15 protein-coding genes are annotated in these 15976 nt (G+C 29.4%); all 15 read right to left on the bottom strand.

Annotated features, from left to right (window positions below; all coding sequences use genetic code 11):
- Nucleotides 1-88: 88 nt before the first annotated feature.
- The 15 genes from CSBG_RS02325 to CSBG_RS02255 all read right to left on the bottom strand — a co-directional run bounded on the left by CSBG_RS02325 (nt 89) and on the right by CSBG_RS02255 (nt 15760).
- Nucleotides 89-1537 (bottom strand): ribonuclease E/G, encoded by a 1449-nt coding sequence (locus CSBG_RS02325; protein ID WP_008676720.1) that lies wholly within the window; start codon nt 1535-1537, stop codon nt 89-91.
- Between the two features lie 13 nt (nt 1538-1550).
- On the bottom strand, nt 1551-2252 hold the full coding sequence (locus CSBG_RS02320; protein ID WP_035285581.1) for a TIGR03936 family radical SAM-associated protein: 702 nt from the start codon (nt 2250-2252) through the stop codon (nt 1551-1553).
- Complete coding sequence (locus tag CSBG_RS02315; RefSeq protein ID WP_008676717.1) at nt 2236-4089, bottom strand: TIGR03960 family B12-binding radical SAM protein; 1854 nt, start codon at nt 4087-4089, stop codon at nt 2236-2238. Before CSBG_RS02315 ends, CSBG_RS02320 begins: the two co-directional genes overlap by 17 nt.
- 143 nt (nt 4090-4232) lie before the next feature.
- Nucleotides 4233-5093 carry a site-2 protease family protein gene (locus CSBG_RS02310; RefSeq protein ID WP_008676716.1) on the bottom strand — a complete coding sequence of 287 codons (861 nt, stop codon included), beginning with the start codon at nt 5091-5093 and terminating at the stop codon, nt 4233-4235.
- Between the two features lie 85 nt (nt 5094-5178).
- Nucleotides 5179-5784: a hypothetical protein gene (locus tag CSBG_RS02305; protein ID WP_008676714.1), complete on the bottom strand. Its 606-nt coding sequence runs from the start codon at nt 5782-5784 to the stop codon at nt 5179-5181.
- 135 nt (nt 5785-5919) lie between these two features.
- Nucleotides 5920-7047, bottom strand: a complete 1128-nt coding sequence (gene rodA / locus CSBG_RS02300; protein ID WP_008676712.1) for a rod shape-determining protein RodA — start codon at nt 7045-7047, stop codon at nt 5920-5922.
- Between the two features lie 149 nt (nt 7048-7196).
- Nucleotides 7197-7457: a cell division topological specificity factor MinE gene (minE, locus tag CSBG_RS02295; protein WP_008676710.1), complete on the bottom strand. Its 261-nt coding sequence runs from the start codon at nt 7455-7457 to the stop codon at nt 7197-7199.
- A gap of 15 nt (nt 7458-7472) precedes the next feature.
- Nucleotides 7473-8267 carry a septum site-determining protein MinD gene (gene minD, locus CSBG_RS02290; RefSeq protein WP_008676707.1) on the bottom strand — a complete coding sequence of 265 codons (795 nt, stop codon included), beginning with the start codon at nt 8265-8267 and terminating at the stop codon, nt 7473-7475.
- 18 nt (nt 8268-8285) lie between these two features.
- Nucleotides 8286-8927 (bottom strand): septum site-determining protein MinC, encoded by a 642-nt coding sequence (minC, locus tag CSBG_RS02285; protein ID WP_008676705.1) that lies wholly within the window; start codon nt 8925-8927, stop codon nt 8286-8288.
- Nucleotides 8928-9079: 152 nt separating this feature from the next.
- Nucleotides 9080-12061 (bottom strand): penicillin-binding transpeptidase domain-containing protein, encoded by a 2982-nt coding sequence (locus tag CSBG_RS02280; RefSeq protein ID WP_008676703.1) that lies wholly within the window; start codon nt 12059-12061, stop codon nt 9080-9082.
- Entirely contained in the window at nt 12058-12549 is a 492-nt protein-coding gene (gene mreD, locus CSBG_RS02275) for a rod shape-determining protein MreD (RefSeq protein ID WP_008676701.1), read from the bottom strand. Before mreD ends, CSBG_RS02280 begins: the two co-directional genes overlap by 4 nt.
- A gap of 10 nt (nt 12550-12559) precedes the next feature.
- Nucleotides 12560-13411 (bottom strand): rod shape-determining protein MreC, encoded by an 852-nt coding sequence (mreC, locus tag CSBG_RS02270; protein WP_008676699.1) that lies wholly within the window; start codon nt 13409-13411, stop codon nt 12560-12562.
- Nucleotides 13411-14430: a rod shape-determining protein gene (locus CSBG_RS02265; RefSeq protein WP_008676697.1), complete on the bottom strand. Its 1020-nt coding sequence runs from the start codon at nt 14428-14430 to the stop codon at nt 13411-13413. The genes mreC and CSBG_RS02265 overlap by 1 nt, the downstream gene beginning before the upstream one ends.
- A gap of 17 nt (nt 14431-14447) precedes the next feature.
- A complete protein-coding gene (radC, locus tag CSBG_RS02260; protein WP_008676694.1) occupies nt 14448-15137 on the bottom strand; it encodes a DNA repair protein RadC in 690 nt (229 codons plus the stop codon).
- 56 nt (nt 15138-15193) lie between these two features.
- Entirely contained in the window at nt 15194-15760 is a 567-nt protein-coding gene (locus CSBG_RS02255; RefSeq protein WP_008676693.1) for a Maf-like protein, read from the bottom strand.
- Between the last annotated feature and the right edge of the window lie 216 nt (nt 15761-15976).

Here is a 15976-nt window from a genome sequence, read left to right as displayed (position 1 = left end):
AGTTCTAAACTTTGTTTAGATAAAAACCTCTTATGTGCGGTTTAACATCTGATATTGTATCATAATATTATGTTGCTTGTAAAGAAGTTTATTCATATTTTTCATAACCACTTACTCTTAATTTTTTTATATTTTCTTTTTGGCTATTAAATATAAGCGGCTCTATTTTATATCCTTCAATTCCATTGGTAAAATTCAAATAAATTTCTTTATCTAATGAATTTATATTTCTTAAAAATGAAAAAATATCTCCTTTTACCATTTCTTCATAATTGCTATCTAATTCTATATAAAATGAATTAATAGAATTTTCTTCTTCACATTTTATTATCTCATTTCTTATCAACTTTTCTATATATGATAGCTTTAAAACATATCCTTCTTTGTTGCACCTTCTACAGCCCTCTTCTAAATACTCATATATTGATTTTCCTCTTCTTTTTCTAGCTATTTGAACAAGATCTAGCTCTGTAAAAGGGAAAATCTTCATATTACCTTTATCTTCTTTTAAAGATTCCTTTAAAGCATCCATAACTAAGGCTTTTTGTGAAAAGTCCCTCATATCAATAAAGTCTATAACTATTATTCCAGCAAGATTTCTAAGTCTAATTTGTCTTCCTATTTCTTTAGCAGCTTCTATATTGGTTTCTAATATAGTTTTATCAAAATTTCTACCTTTAATATTTTTAGATGAGTTAACATCTATAACATACATGGCTTCTGTTTTATCTATCACTATATTTCCACCACAATTTAAAGCTACTTTTTTATGTCTTAATTTTAAGATTTCCTTTTCTATTCCATAGTAATCAAATAAACTTCTAGTATTATTAAACTTCTCTATATTAACTTTATCATTGTCTTCTAACAATGATTTTACCTCATTTAAATCTTCTTCATGATTTAAAATTATCTTGCATTCATTTCCTAGGTTTTCTCTTATTACTTTATTTAAAATAATATTTTCTCCATAGACTTTTCCTAGTTTTAAACTATATCTTAGTTTTTTAATAATTACTTCTAATTCTGATAAAAGACTTATTTTTTCTGCTAATAAATCTTCATCGCTTGCATGAACTGCTTCTGTTCTTATTGTTATACCATATCCATCTATATTATTAATAGCATTTAATATTCTTTCTTTTTCTTCTGTGCTACTAATTCTCTTGGAAAAGCTAATTCCGCTTCCCCCTAAAGTTAAAACCATGAATCTGCCTGGTATGCTTATATTTTTACTTACTTTAGCACCCTTATTATTTATTGGCTCTTTTATTACTTCTACTAATATTTCATCGCCTTTTTTTATTCCTTCACTTTTAATTTCATTACTAAAGTACATATATGCTTCTTTTTCTAAACCAATATCTACAAAAATAGAGTTAATAGCAGTCACTATATTTTTTACTCTTCCTTTATAGATTTCACCCATTTTAGGTCCTGAAGAGTGCTCCTCTACGAAGCACTCACTTAAAACATTATTATCCTTTATAGCAACTCTTAAAAGCGGCTCATCTCTTTCAATGAAAATTTCTCTCATAAGATACACTTCCCTAAATACATTTATATATCGGTATGTACTTATTATCTTTCAATACATACATTTCTTCTCTCTTTATATCTACAAAAGCATCTTCCACTATTTCTGGAATATTACTCTTTATATATTGTGCCACTAAATCTGGTGATAAGTGTTCTCTACTCCCTGATGATATTAATACATTTAAAATTAACTCATCATTATTTATCCAATGCTTCATTTCTTTTATCATAGTCTTTAGATTTACTTCTTTTTCACCTTTTTTGCTTTTCTTTATAGTATTCCATTCTGGATTGCTAATAAGCTCTTTAATTTTACTTTCAACTAAATTTGAGTCGAAGCAAAGCATCTTTATAGTGAATCTAGCTGCATCTACTAAAGCCATAGTTTGAGGTAATTTTTTTTCACCCTCTTTAGTTATAACTTTTCTAGCATTTAAAAACTTAATTCCAGATGCTGTCTTAGCATTTAATCTATCTATTATTTCTTTTTCTTCTAATTCTTCAACTAAAACTATATCCATATATTCAGCATCAGAATAAACTCCAACAGATAAAGGTTGTGCTATGGATAATGCCATATGTGGATTAAATCCCTTTGAATACTCCATTGGAAGATCAGCTCTTCTTATTACTCTTTGTATTGTTCTCATCAAATCTAAATGGGATATAAATTTAACACTAGATTCTTTAGTAAACTTAATTACATAACGCACCTTCAAAACACTTCCCTTCTTTAAAGTTTACATTTACTCCACAACCTGTACATCCTTTTCTACAGTTTTGTGTAAGTTCTGCTTTTTTTGCTTTTTCATTTTCAACTTCTAGATACTTTCTGTTTACTCCAATATCTATAAAGTCCCATGGAAGTATTTCATCATAACTTCTATCTCTATATACGTAGAAATCTTCATCTATATTGCATTCCTTCATTGCTTCCATCCATATATCATAATTAAAGTACTCTGACCATCCATCAAATTTAGCTCCCTTTTCAAAAGCCTTAACTAAAAGATCACAAGTTCTTCTATCTCCTCTTGCAAAAACAGCTTCCATAAATGAAGTTTTTTGTTCGTGGTAGTTATAATTTATAGCTCTTGATTTTATTGCACCTTTTACTGCATCAATCTTTTGCCAAACTTCATCTGGTCTAGCCATAGGAGCCCATTGGAATGGAGTAAATGGTTTTGGTACAAGTATTGATGTACTTACAGTAATCTTTAATCCCTTTGCTCTTTTTTCCTTTGGAATTCCATAGTAAACAGCAGCCATCTTTTCTGCAAGTTCACCTATTCCAGCTGCATCCTCTATTTCTTCATAAGGAAGTCCTACTATAAAGTAAAGCTTAATAGTACTCCAACCTGATTCAAAAGCATTTTTAGTTGCTTCTAATATTCTCTCTTCTGTAAGTCCTTTATTTATAATATCTCTCATTCTTTGAGATCCAGCCTCTGGTGCAAAAGTTAAACCTGTCTTTCTAACCTTTTGTATTTCTTTTATTAAATCAACAGAAAAAGCATCTACTCTTATAGATGGAAGAGCTACCCCTACATTTTTATCACCATGCTCTAAAATTAAGCTACTTACAAGATTTTGTATATCTGAATAATCACAAATACTTAATGATGCTAAAGAAACTTCTTGATATCCACTTGCATCTATCATTTTTCTTGCTTGATCTAATAATGTATTAGTAGTTTTTTCTCTAACAGGTCTATAGATCATACCCGCTTGACAGAATCTACATCCATTTGTGCATCCTCTTGAAGTTTCTAAAACTACTCTATCATGTACTATTTCTGAATATGGAACTATCATATCTAATGGAAAATCTACTTTATCAAAATTATTAACTATTCTCTTTTTAACTCTAGCTGGGACATCATCGAACTTCGGCTTAAATTCTTTTATAGTTCCATCTTCCTTGTATGTAACATCATATAAAGAAGGAACATAAACACCTTGAATTTTTGATATTTCTCTTAAAAATTCTTTCTTTTGTCCTTTACCCTTGTACTTACTATACACATCAAGAACTTCATTCATAATCTCTTCGCCTTCACCAATTTCAAAGAAGTCTACTATGTCATATAAAGGTTCTGGATTGTATGCACAAGGTCCCCCTGCCATGATTATTGGTTCATCTTCTCCTCTTTGTGAAGCTCTAATTGTGATACCAGCCATATCTAGCATATTTAGTATATTTGTATAACTCATTTCGTATTGAAGTGTAAATCCTAATATATCAAATTCAGTAAGAGCATCTTTTGTTTCTAATGTCATTAGTGGTATTTCATTTTTTCTAAGCTCAGCTTCCATATCTGGCCATGGTGCAAATACTCTTTCACAATATGTATCTTTTCTTTCATTTATTGTATGATAGAGTATTCTTGTTCCTAAATGAGACATCCCTACTTCATATACATCTGGGAAACAAAACGCAAATCTTATATCAACATCTTTTGGGTTCTTAACTACTTGATTCAACTCACCGCCAACATATCTTGATGGCTTTTCAACCTTATGTAAAATATGGTCTGTAATTTTCTTCATAATCTTTCCTCCTAAAGTGAGAATAATCCATTAAAAAAGAAGTATATCTCTATACTTCCTTTATATCTTTTCTATTCTAGCATATATACCTCTAAAAAGTAAATCTATTACTCACTATATACAGATTATAAATTTATCCCATTTTAAGATATAATTAATTTCCGTTTTATATACTCCTCCAAAGTCATATTTCCATAAACTTTTAATGCATCAATTAGCTCATCTTCATTTAATATATAAATAAGCTTCATATCATCATCTAAAATATAAAATATATTAAATTTGTTTCTATCAACTAAAGCTAATACATTAACAAGTCCCTGCTTGTAATATACTGATATGGATTTATTTTCTATATACTTATTTTTTAAAAGTTTATTTCTTTTTTTAACTACGTTACTCATAGTTATATACATTGTAGTATGCTCTTCCATTCTAGTAATATATATTATTATTATTGCACCTATAATCATACTTAAATTTAGACTATGTAGAAATATATAAATAATAGCTGATATTATAATAAATAAGGCTGCTATTGAAAAACTAACTATACTAATTATCTTTTGAGCTTTTTTAAATAACATTTTCTTTGATAAAATAACTTCTAATATTCTTGATCCATCCAATGGATATGCAGGTAATAAATTAAATACAGCTAATCCTATGTTTAAATTCATACTAGTTTCTATAAAACTAGAATCATATTTAATATTTATAATATAGAAAAATATCGCAAGAACTATATTTAATAAAGCTCCCGATAGATAAACTATAATTTTTTGATTTTCCTTTAAACTATCTATATCTATAAGTTCTGCCTTCATTCCAAATATATGAAACTCTATATTATAAAACTTACAACCAAATTTTAATGCAACTAGTATATGCGTTATCTCATGTAAAAATACCCATATTAACGCAAATATAAACATTTTATTATAGCTACAAACTAAAACTATTAATATTATTTCTGCCAATATTTTTTTTGTCTCTCTCTTCATTTATATCTCCCTAAAAATTGCTACATCTCTATATAAATCACCTTCTACTTCTAACGTCTTAATAATTTAAAATCATACTTGATATTTATAAATCGTTTGTTTTGATATCTTCAGTTGACTTACTTTGTTCTTCATTTATACTATATTTATCTTGTACGTCAGACAATCCCTCACCCTTTGATGACTCATTGCTATTTATCGATTCATCTACATTTGTTTTTATCCCTTCTTCTTTAAAACTCGGAATGCCATTATCTAAATTTTTTATTTCTCCCATTACATCAGTATATTTTTCTTCTATAACATTAAGTACACTTTTATAATCAATTCCCATCTTATCCATACCTAATAATACATTTTCATAATTAAAATTAGCACCTACTGTGGTCTTGCATATATTATAGAGCTTTTTCGCATCACTGTTTGGTATTGTTTTTAATGTAAAAGCCCCTAAAAATAATAAAAAGGTACATATTAATCTAAGGATAAACTTATCTATATATCCCATACTTTTTTTAGGTACTCTAGCTCCATAACTCCCTCTTTGATAACTAAAGTTATGGACATTTCTTATATTAGGATATATATCATCCCTTGTATTAATCACTTTTTCTTTCTTATCAGTTTTTGCTTTTACTTTTTTTCTTATTCTATCGTAATATTCCTTATACTCCTCTCTATACCTCTCCATACACCTCACTCCTATCTCTTAATATTGTATTTATATTTTTAATTATAATGATTTATGCTACCTACAATATATTTTGAATCCCTAAAATAAAAAAAGCTATAGAAGATTTATAACCTTCTATAGCTTTCAGTATTATTAAAAGTATATTTTTTTCCTTCTCATTCCTACATTTAAGACCAATCCTATTGACATTACAGTTGTAAGTAATGAAGTTCCTCCATAACTAAGCAAAGGCAATGTTATACCTGTAATAGGCATAAGTCCTATAGTCATACCTATATTCTGCAGCAATGCAAATAAGAAATATGCAACAAGCCCTACACAAATTATTGAACCAAAAGTATCTTTAGCCGTTCTTCCTATTGCTATCATTTTTGAAATGAGCAATCCATATAACAGCAGTAAAAATGCTGCGCCTGCTAGTCCCCATTGTTCACCTATACTCGCAAATATGAAGTCAGTTTGAACTTCTGGCACATATTGAGCTGCATATCCTACAGTTTTATCTTTCGTAGCTGAGCCTTTTAATCCAAAAGCTCCCCCATTACCTATACTAATAAGCGATTGTCTAAGCTGATAGCCCGATTCGGATGTATCTGATTCCGGATTCATAAATGAAGTTATTCTTTTCTTTTGATAAGGCTGTATTACTCCTGAATTCCAAACTATTATAACAACTAAGAGTAATGATAAAAGCCCCCCACCAATAATTTTCAAATCAAGTCCACCAATAAAAAATATTCCTACAACTATAAAGAATAAAACCATAGTCATTCCCATATCTGGCTGTATAACTATAAATACCGCTGGAACTATCGCATAAAAAGCCATTGTTAAAAAGTTTTTCCACTCATTTATTGTTCCATTCATTTCCTCTAATGTCTTACCTAGCATCATTATAGTAGCCATTTTAGCTAATTCTGATGGTTGAAAGGATAATGGTCCAAGTCTTATCCATCCTCTTGCTCCATTAATATCAGTTCCTATAAATATAGTAACTATAAGCAAAAGTATAGATCCCCAATAAAAAAGGGGAGTATATGACTTTAATAATGTATAGTCAATTGCTACAACAAAATATAAAGCTACTAAACAAACAATAAACCATAATGATTGCCTCTTTAAGAATAATGTCCCATATTCAGCTGAACTAGCTAAATATATATTAATTATTCCAAATATCATTAAAGCTATCATTGAAAATAACATCACTTTATCTATTTCTTTTAACTTTTTAAAGTCTATTTTAAATTTCGATAACATATTTCACCTCCATCTTTCAACCTAAGAATTATTATATCCAAAAACTAATACTTTCTCCATATTAATTGAAATAATAATTAAAATTTAAGAAAATATTAATTAAATTTAATTAAAAAAGAGAAAAAGTATCTCCACTTTTCCTCTCATGGTTATTTTATGTTCTTTATTGGAATATTAGCTACTAAAGCCGGATTATTTCCTTCAACATTTTCAGTTTTGCTTACAGCTATTTCTACATCTTCAGAATCTATTTCTATATACTTAGATAGTACTTCTAATATTTCCATTCTTATTTTTTCAAGGGTTTCATGAGGTAAATCCCCTCTATCATGTATTAATATTAGTTTTAGTCTATCTTTTGCCACCTCTTTAGGTGTTGGTCTACTTGAAAGTTTTCTTAAAAATTCCACCTCTCATTCCCCCTACTAACGCTTAAATAATCTTTTTATTGATGCAAAGAAGCCTTCTCCCCCTGTTTTTAAATCTAAAAGAGGTACTTCTTCTCCAGTTATTCTTCTAGCTATATTTTTAAAAGCTTGTCCAGATATTGATTTATCGTCAAGAACTATAGGCTCCCCTTTATTAGTTGAAACAGTTATGTTTTTATCATCAGGAACTACACCCAATAGTTCTATTGATAAAGTTTCAATTATATCTGAAACATCTAACATATCTCCTCTTTGAGTCATTTCATAATTTAATCTGTTGATTATTACTGCATGATCATCCAGTCCTTTAGCATCCAATTTACCAATAACCCTATCAGCATCCCTTACTGAAGTTATTTCTGGATTAACTACAACTACAGCTCTATCAGCTCCAACAACTGAATTTTCAAAGCCTTGTTCTATTCCTGCTGGACAATCAATTAATACATAGTCAAAATCTTCTTTCAATTCATTAATTAATTTTAACATATCCTGTGGTCTTATATCATCTTTGTCTTTAGTTTGAGCTGTTGGTAATAAACATAAATTTTGATATCTTTTATCCTTAATTAAAGCTTGCTTAAGTCTACATCTATTTTCTATAACATCTGTTATTGTATAAACTATCCTATTTTCAAGCCCCATTAAAACATCTAAATTTCTAAGACCAGTGTCACCATCCACAACTACAACTCTCTTATTTAATGCAGCTAAAGCAGTACCAATATTAGCTGTTGTTGTTGTTTTTCCAACTCCACCCTTACCTGATGTAATAACTATAGAAACTCCCATTTTTTTCTCCCTCCAACGCTATATATATTTCTTTGGTAAATATGGCTCTACCACGATAATATCGTCTTTAATCTTTGCTAGTTCCGGATATGATGGCTTTATACCATCTTCTGGCGCTATAGTAACTATCTCCGCTATTTGGAGTATTTCTGGTTGAAGGCTAAAAGCAGAAATTATAGCTTTTTTATTACCACCTACTCCAGCATGCACTTGTCCTTTAATCGTTCCTAAAACAATTATATTTCCCCCTGCATAAACCTCAGCTCCATTATTTATATCACCTATTATAACAATATTCCCATGATACCTTACTAATTGTCCGCCTCTTATTGTTTTCTTTATAAATTTAGTTTTTCCTTCATATACGCCACTAAAAATTTTACTTTCTTTTTGCTCTTCTCGTTTAACTTCTTCAAAAAAACATTCTTTGATTTGTATTTTTTCAAACAAAACATCTTTTAGTCTTAAAATATCATTTTCATTTACATTCTTTAAATTAGCTGCAATTTTAAGAGATGCTCCTTTGTAAAATCCTTTCCCTGCTGTTAGCTTATCTATTAACACTTCTAACATTTCATCAAAGTCACTAAATCTCTCCATATCAATAGTTGCATTGATACCTTCTTTTGTACCTTTTATTTGAATTCTATCGTCATTCATTGGTCACCCTCCACCAATAATTAAAGCTTCAGTAATTATAAATCCTATTACATATTTATAATTATACAATTATATTATATCACTTAACAATAATAATTTACATAATTTATAATAAAATAAAAAAAACCATGCAAAAACATGGTTTTTATTGGTTATTGATTATTTGTACTAGTACTATTATTAGTAGTATTTGTTGAGCTATTATCTAGCTTTATACTATCATTTTTATTATCCTTAAGAGGTGATTCTAAAACGTACTTTCTAAATGATTCTGACTTAGAAGCATATGAAGGATCAAGTTTCAATAATTCCTCCTTAAAGAAAGCTTCGTATATAGCTTTATGAATACTAGCACCAGAACTTCCTTTATTTCCATCATAAATAGTAGAAAAAATAGCTATTTGTGGATTATCTAAAGGCGCCATACTAATATAATTACCATATGGTTTCCTTCCTATTTCCTTATATCGTTCATCAGTATTGAAGTCTGCTGTACCAGTTTTACCTCCAACTTTTATAGGAAAATTAGAAAAGCTTTGATATGCAACACCATTTGCTGGATTATTATTAACTCTATACATACCATCCTTTACAGTTTGTAAATATTCATCTGGAATATCTAATTGATCCACTATTTCAGGCTTAAATTCTTTAATTATTTCACCTGTTGGAGAAGTTATTTTATCTACCATTGTAACTTTATATCTTGTTCCTCCACTTCCAAGTGTAGCTACATAATTAGCCATCTGTATCGGAGTAAATAAATTCATCCCCTGCCCAATAGCACTTGATATTATTTGTCCCGGAGTAGTAATTTGTATAGCTGCGTTATTTATCGTATAATATGCAATTGCATCTGCTATTACAGCTGCTTGATCATTAACATCTATATTTCCTCCACTAGATTTCCTTGATTTAATTTCATTTTGATACTGTGGTGATAAATCCATTATCTTTTTCACATTGTCTACTATGCTTTCAGCAAATTTCGTATTATCCGATATCTCTTCATCTGTTCCTACTTTAGATAATGTATCACTTATCTTGGACTTTAAATCTTCTTTTGCTGCTTTTAACTCATCTGTATCATCATCATTCTTACTTATATTTAATGGAATGAAAGTATAATTATAATATTTCCCTACAGCTAACGCTTCTACTAATTCATATAAAGGTGCATTCACTATACTCTCTTTTCTGTAATTAAAATTATATATTTGACCAAAATTTTCTTCAATTTCTATTCCTGTTTTAGGATTTTTAGCCTGAGGTGATAATGGATCTATTCCCAGCCCAAACTTATATCCATATTTAGCCAATGAATCTAAAGCTTCTATATCAGCTCCATTATTTTTCCATAATCTATATCCAAGCTCATAAAAGTATAAGTTTGATGATACTTCTAAGGCTTTTCTTGCATCTGTTGGTCCATTTGCAGATCCTTGGAAATTTTGAAGTGTAAATCCTTTCAAATCATCCTTAGTCCAAACTCCACCATAGTCATCCATTGACTCTGTTGGGCTAACTACTCCATCCATCAAACCAGCGATAACTGTTAACGGCTTAAAGGTAGATCCTGGTGGTAATAACCCTTGAGTTGCATAATTAAAGAAACTCTTTGGATATGCATCTATATCATCAGTTCTTTTTCCTGTATTCTCATCTATAGGAAATAGCTCATCTATATTTCCCGTTGCTCCAGTTCTTTGTATATATTCCTTAGCAAAACTATCTATATCCGGACTAAAATATTGCTTTGATAAATCTTCCGTTAAGCGTCCTGGTATAGAAAAAATATTAGGATCATAATCTGGATAACTAACCATTGCAATTACTCTTCCTGTATTGACTTCAATAGCAACTACTGCTCCCCTTGTTGCATTAGGCTGACCTTCTTGAGTCCTTATTCTTTCTAACGTATCTTTCATAGCTTGCTCTGCAGCATATTGAACATCCTTATTTATTGTTAAATGAACATTATTTCCAGGATATGAATCTAATTTAAATAACTCTTCTGTCACTCTTCCTTTTGAATTAACTTTAACAGTTGTTCCTCCTTTAGTTCCCTTTAACTGACCTTCAAAAGCAGCTTCTATTCCTGCTACACCAATTAAATCAGAAGATGCATCATATCCTCTTAATTCATAATTTGTTTCCTTAGACGAATCTATTGAAGATAAATATCCTAATGCACCAGAAGCTAAATTACTATATGGATAATATCTTACAGGTTCTATACTTACATCTATACCTGCTAAATCATTTAACTTTTGATATATTATAAATGCAGTTTCTTGCTTTATATTTGAAGCAATAGTAACTGCTCTATAACCCTTAAAACTTTGCATTTTTACAGCATCTTTTATTACTATATAATTTCTTATATCGTTAATTGAATATGTTGCTAAAAGCTCGTCTAATATTTCCTTACCAGACATATCATCATAAGCTTCCATCTTATTATCATACGCCTCAACTCTTGCTTCATAAGCCTTGTCACTTTCTCCGTCTTCTTTAACAGGTGATGGATTTGTAAGCTCTTGCATATTATAAACCTTAACTAATTCATAAAAAGTTTCCTCTGGTGATAACTTTAAGAGTTCACTATCTACCTTAGCAATTTCTTCATCTGTATAATCAGATTCCTTATCTTTAAAAAGCTTTTTCTCTATAGCTTCATTTAATCCTCTATCTCTTTTAAATCTAACTTCTACTATTTTTTTTGTATCTGCATCATCAGTCTTAAAATCAAAATAGAATTTTCCACTACTATCTATCTTAAGCATTAAATCATCTTGAAATTTCTCCCCATTTTCAGATAATATTTTAAATACTTTATCCATAGTTTCATAGAAATTTTCTTTTTCATCATTTGGTTTAGTATATGTTAATGTATATGTTTGAATATTAGTTGCTAAAACATTTCCTTCACTATCATATATCTTTCCTCTTGGCGCTTTTTCTGATATAAATCTTGTAGAACTTATATCTGCCTTTTCTTTATAATCTTCATGTTTATAAACTTGAATATATAAGAGTTTTGCCATTATCATAGTAAAAAGTGCTAGCATTATAATATTTAGAACAGTATATCTTGAAATCTTCTTTTTCTTTTTCGGTTTATTTACTATCATTTAAACCTCCATGACCTTTTCTTATATTCAATATTATAAATCCTTAAAACAAAATCATACCCTAAAAACATTACTACTGAACTATATAAAGCAGTAAACATTCCAACTTGTATATTTATAGATCTTCCCATAAGTTTAAATATTGTAAACACTGCTAATATCTTTAATAAATATAATAATATAACCGATATTACTGGTATAAGCTTCTTTTCCCTATAAATATTTTCACCTATAATTGCAGCTATTAAACATATGAGCATATTTATTAATGCATTGATACCAAAGCCATTATAGAAAAATATATCTTGCATTAGTCCAGATATAACCCCAATAACAACAGCTTCTGACCTTCCATTTATTATAGAATACGCTATTGCAAAAACAAAAAGTAAACTTGGGTAAGCACCTTTTATAGCCAAAAAAGGTATAAGAGAATTATCTAGTATTAAAAGTACTAATGATATTAAAATTAAAACCCACTTTTTCATATATTAACCTCTAATTATCATATTTTACTTCTCTTGTTTCCTTAGGAATAACTACAAAAAGTTCTTCTAGCTTATTAAAATCAACAAAAGGCTTAACTATAGCTGTTTTCATTACCTTAACTTCATCTGTTTCTACAGATACAACTTCACCAATTCTAACTTCCTTAGGATAAATTTGTCCAAGGCCTGATGTAACTATTACATCACCTTCTTTTATTGCTGAATCTATTGGTAAATTAGTAACTTTAGTTAAATTTTGATTACTATGAGTTACATATCCTTTTAATATTCCAGTTGTTTCTCTTGTACTATTTACCATTACTGAAACTGCAATATTTTCATTTATCAAACTTTGTACTATTGCCCAATTAGATCCAGTACTGGTGACCTGTCCCACGAGACCTTTGTTTGAAATTACAATCATGTCTTTTTTTAAGCCATCATTTTCACCTTTATCAATCACATATCCACTTGAAAAACTTTCTCCACTATACCCGATTATTTCACAACCTAAGTAATCATAATTATTCTTTGAATTTTTAAAATTTAAAACTTCTCTAAGTCTATCATTTTCTTCTTTTAACTTGTCGTATTCTAATAACTTATTTTCTAAATCTATATTTTCTTTAGTTAATTCTTCGTTTTCTTCTTTTATCTTTGAAAAATTCAAGAAAAAATCTAATGTTCCTTTTATTTTATCATTTATTGAGTAAACTACCTTCTGAAGAGGATTAACAGCACTACCTACACCACTCGAAACAATACCTTTTTGTTCATTATTCATTGTATAAATAATTATGCCTAAAAAGGCAACTGACAGCACTATTATAGTAACTGCCAGTTTATTTTTTAGAAGCTTCATTATTGACCTCTTTGACTCTTACTTAATTCATCAAAGTTATCTAATGCCTTACCTGCTCCTAAAACAACACAATCAAGTGGTGATTCTGCTATGTGAACAGGCATATTTGTTTCGTGGTTAATTAATTCATCTAACCCTCTTAGTAGAGCTCCTCCACCAGCTAACATTATTCCTTTTTCCATTATATCTGCTGCTAATTCAGGTGGTGTCTTTTCTAAAGTTGTCTTTATTGACTCTATGATAGCATATACAGGTTCTTTTAATGCATCTCTAATTTGAGTATCTGTAACTGTAACTGTTTTTGGCAATCCAGTAATCATATCTCTACCCTTGATTTCCATACTCATTTCTTCATCTTCAGTCTTATATGCTGAACCAAGTTCCATCTTAACTTGCTCTGCTGTTCTTTCCCCTATCATTAAGTTAAATTCTTTCTTAATATATGCCATTATTGCTTGGTCTAATTCATCCCCAGCAACTCTTAATGACTTACTTGTTACTATTCCTCCTAATGAAATTATAGCAACTTCTGTTGTACCGCCTCCGATATCAACTATCATACTTCCTGTTGGCTCTCCAACTGGAAGACCTGCTCCAATAGCAGCTGCCATAGGTTCTTCCATTAATACAACATCTCTTGCTCCAGCAAACTTAGCTGCTTCTTCTATAGCTCTTCTTTCAACTTCTGTTACACCTGAAGGGTAACAAACTATAATTCTTGGGCTAGTAAATGCACTTTTACTAGTTACTTTTTCTATTAATTTTTTCAACATTGTTTGTGCTACATCAAAATCTGCTATAACACCATCTTTTAATGGTCTGATAGCTACTATATTTCCAGGTGTTCTTCCTATCATAAGTTTAGCTTCAGCACCTACAGCCAAAGGTTTTCTTGTTGTACTATTAATAGCTACAACTGAAGGTTCACTTAAAACTATACCTTTACCTTTAACAAAAACAAGCGTATTTGCTGTTCCTAAATCTATTCCCATATCCTTATTACTACTGAAAAATCCCATATGAATTCCCCTTTCGCTTAAATTATTCCTTTTTCTTTTAAACTTACAAACTTACCTTTTCCAATTATTAAGTGATCCAATAAATCTACCCCTATTATTTTACTACATTCCTTCAATCTTAATGTAATATTTATATCCTCTTTACTTGGTGTAGGATCTCCTGACGGATGATTATGACAAATAATTATACTTGAGCTGCTTTTTTTAAGAGCTTCTTTAAATATTTCTCTTGGATGCACTATAGATGTATTAAGGCTTCCCTTGAAAACATCCTTGATACCTATAATATTATTCTTTGTATCTAACATTATTAACTTCAATATTTCTTGCTTTAAACTCATCATCTCATTTATTAAAAGCTTTGCTATATCTCTTGGAGAAGATATACTATTACCTTCTCTTATTAGATTTAATGAATTAAATCGTCTAAAGAGCTCTCCTATAGCTAATATTTGACTTGCTTTTATATTTTTTATTCCTTTTATACTAGTAATTTCACTAATACCTATATCCAATAAACCATTAAGTCCATCAAACTCTGAAAGTATTCTTGTGCTTAAAGAAATTACATTTTCCCCTCTTGTTCCTGTTCTTAAAATCACAGCAAGAAGCTCTGCATTACTTAGTATTTCAGGTCCGTTTATAAGCAATTTTTCTATAGGTCTTTCTTCCTTTGGTATATCTATAACTTTTATACTATTATTCATATAAATACTCCTTAAAATAATAATAGTTTTATTAATAAATATACCCTAAATCCCTATTATTTAACCTTTCTAAGCATTTTATTCAAAAGATTTAACGGTAATCCTACTACATTGTAATAGCACCCATTAATACCTTCTATAAACGCTCCACCATACCCTTGTATTCCATAAGCCCCTGCTTTATCAAGCGGTTCTCCAGTCTTTATGTAACTTTCTATCTCCTCTTCGGTTAAATTAGAAAATTTAACTTCCGTATAAAGAGATTCTTGCTCAATTTTATTATTGTACATGTTTATTACTACTAATCCAGAATAAACTCTATGAGTTCTTCCACTAAGTTGTTTTAACATGTTGTATGCATCTTCTTCATTATTAGGTTTTCCTAAGATTTTATCATCTAAAACTACTACTGTGTCTCCTGCAATTATTATAGCTTCTTCTTTTAGACTCTCTTTAACGCTAAGAGCCTTTCCCTTAGCTAAATCAACTACATATTCATCTACATTTCCTTTAAATAAAATCTTATCTTCATCGAAGTCACTTACTATTATGTTAAATTCATCTACTATTCTATGTAATAGTTCCTGTCGTCTTTCTGAGCCTGACGCTAAAACATAATTCAACCCTATCACATCCTATTTTTATACATATTTTATAGTATTGACAAAACGGTATGGTTTAATCATTTAAGTTTTAAAATACTTAAATTAGCAATGCAAAGATATAAAGACAAAGCCATTTATCCCTATCTTATGTCTTATATAGTGTATCATTATATAAGCCTTCAAACAAGTGGCTTTGTCTTTCTTTATTTAATTTTTATTTATTTGTAATAGTTT

The organism is Clostridium sp. 7_2_43FAA (assembly GCF_000158375.2).
Lineage (GTDB): Bacteria > Bacillota > Clostridia > Clostridiales > Clostridiaceae > Clostridium > Clostridium tertium.
Note: the sequence above shows the minus strand (reverse complement) of the source record. Positions and strands in the feature narration are given on the sequence as shown.

What these genes read in the sequence shown, in the direction of transcription:
- CSBG_RS02325 (WP_008676720.1), bottom strand. Translation starts at nt 1,537, where the DNA reads ATGAGAGAAATTTTCATTGAAAGAGATGAGCCGCTTTTAAGAGTTGCT.
- CSBG_RS02315 (WP_008676717.1), bottom strand. Translation starts at nt 4,089, where the DNA reads ATGAAGAAAATTACAGACCATATTTTACATAAGGTTGAAAAGCCATCA.
- CSBG_RS02310 (WP_008676716.1), bottom strand. Translation starts at nt 5,093, where the DNA reads ATGAAGAGAGAGACAAAAAAAATATTGGCAGAAATAATATTAATAGTT.
- CSBG_RS02305 (WP_008676714.1), bottom strand. Translation starts at nt 5,784, where the DNA reads ATGGAGAGGTATAGAGAGGAGTATAAGGAATATTACGATAGAATAAGA.
- rodA (WP_008676712.1), bottom strand. Translation starts at nt 7,047, where the DNA reads ATGTTATCGAAATTTAAAATAGACTTTAAAAAGTTAAAAGAAATAGAT.
- minD (WP_008676707.1), bottom strand. Translation starts at nt 8,267, where the DNA reads ATGGGAGTTTCTATAGTTATTACATCAGGTAAGGGTGGAGTTGGAAAA.
- minC (WP_008676705.1), bottom strand. Translation starts at nt 8,927, where the DNA reads ATGAATGACGATAGAATTCAAATAAAAGGTACAAAAGAAGGTATCAAT.
- CSBG_RS02280 (WP_008676703.1), bottom strand. Translation starts at nt 12,061, where the DNA reads ATGATAGTAAATAAACCGAAAAAGAAAAAGAAGATTTCAAGATATACT.
- mreD (WP_008676701.1), bottom strand. Translation starts at nt 12,549, where the DNA reads ATGAAAAAGTGGGTTTTAATTTTAATATCATTAGTACTTTTAATACTA.
- mreC (WP_008676699.1), bottom strand. Translation starts at nt 13,411, where the DNA reads ATGAAGCTTCTAAAAAATAAACTGGCAGTTACTATAATAGTGCTGTCA.
- CSBG_RS02265 (WP_008676697.1), bottom strand. Translation starts at nt 14,430, where the DNA reads ATGGGATTTTTCAGTAGTAATAAGGATATGGGAATAGATTTAGGAACA.
- radC (WP_008676694.1), bottom strand. Translation starts at nt 15,137, where the DNA reads ATGAATAATAGTATAAAAGTTATAGATATACCAAAGGAAGAAAGACCT.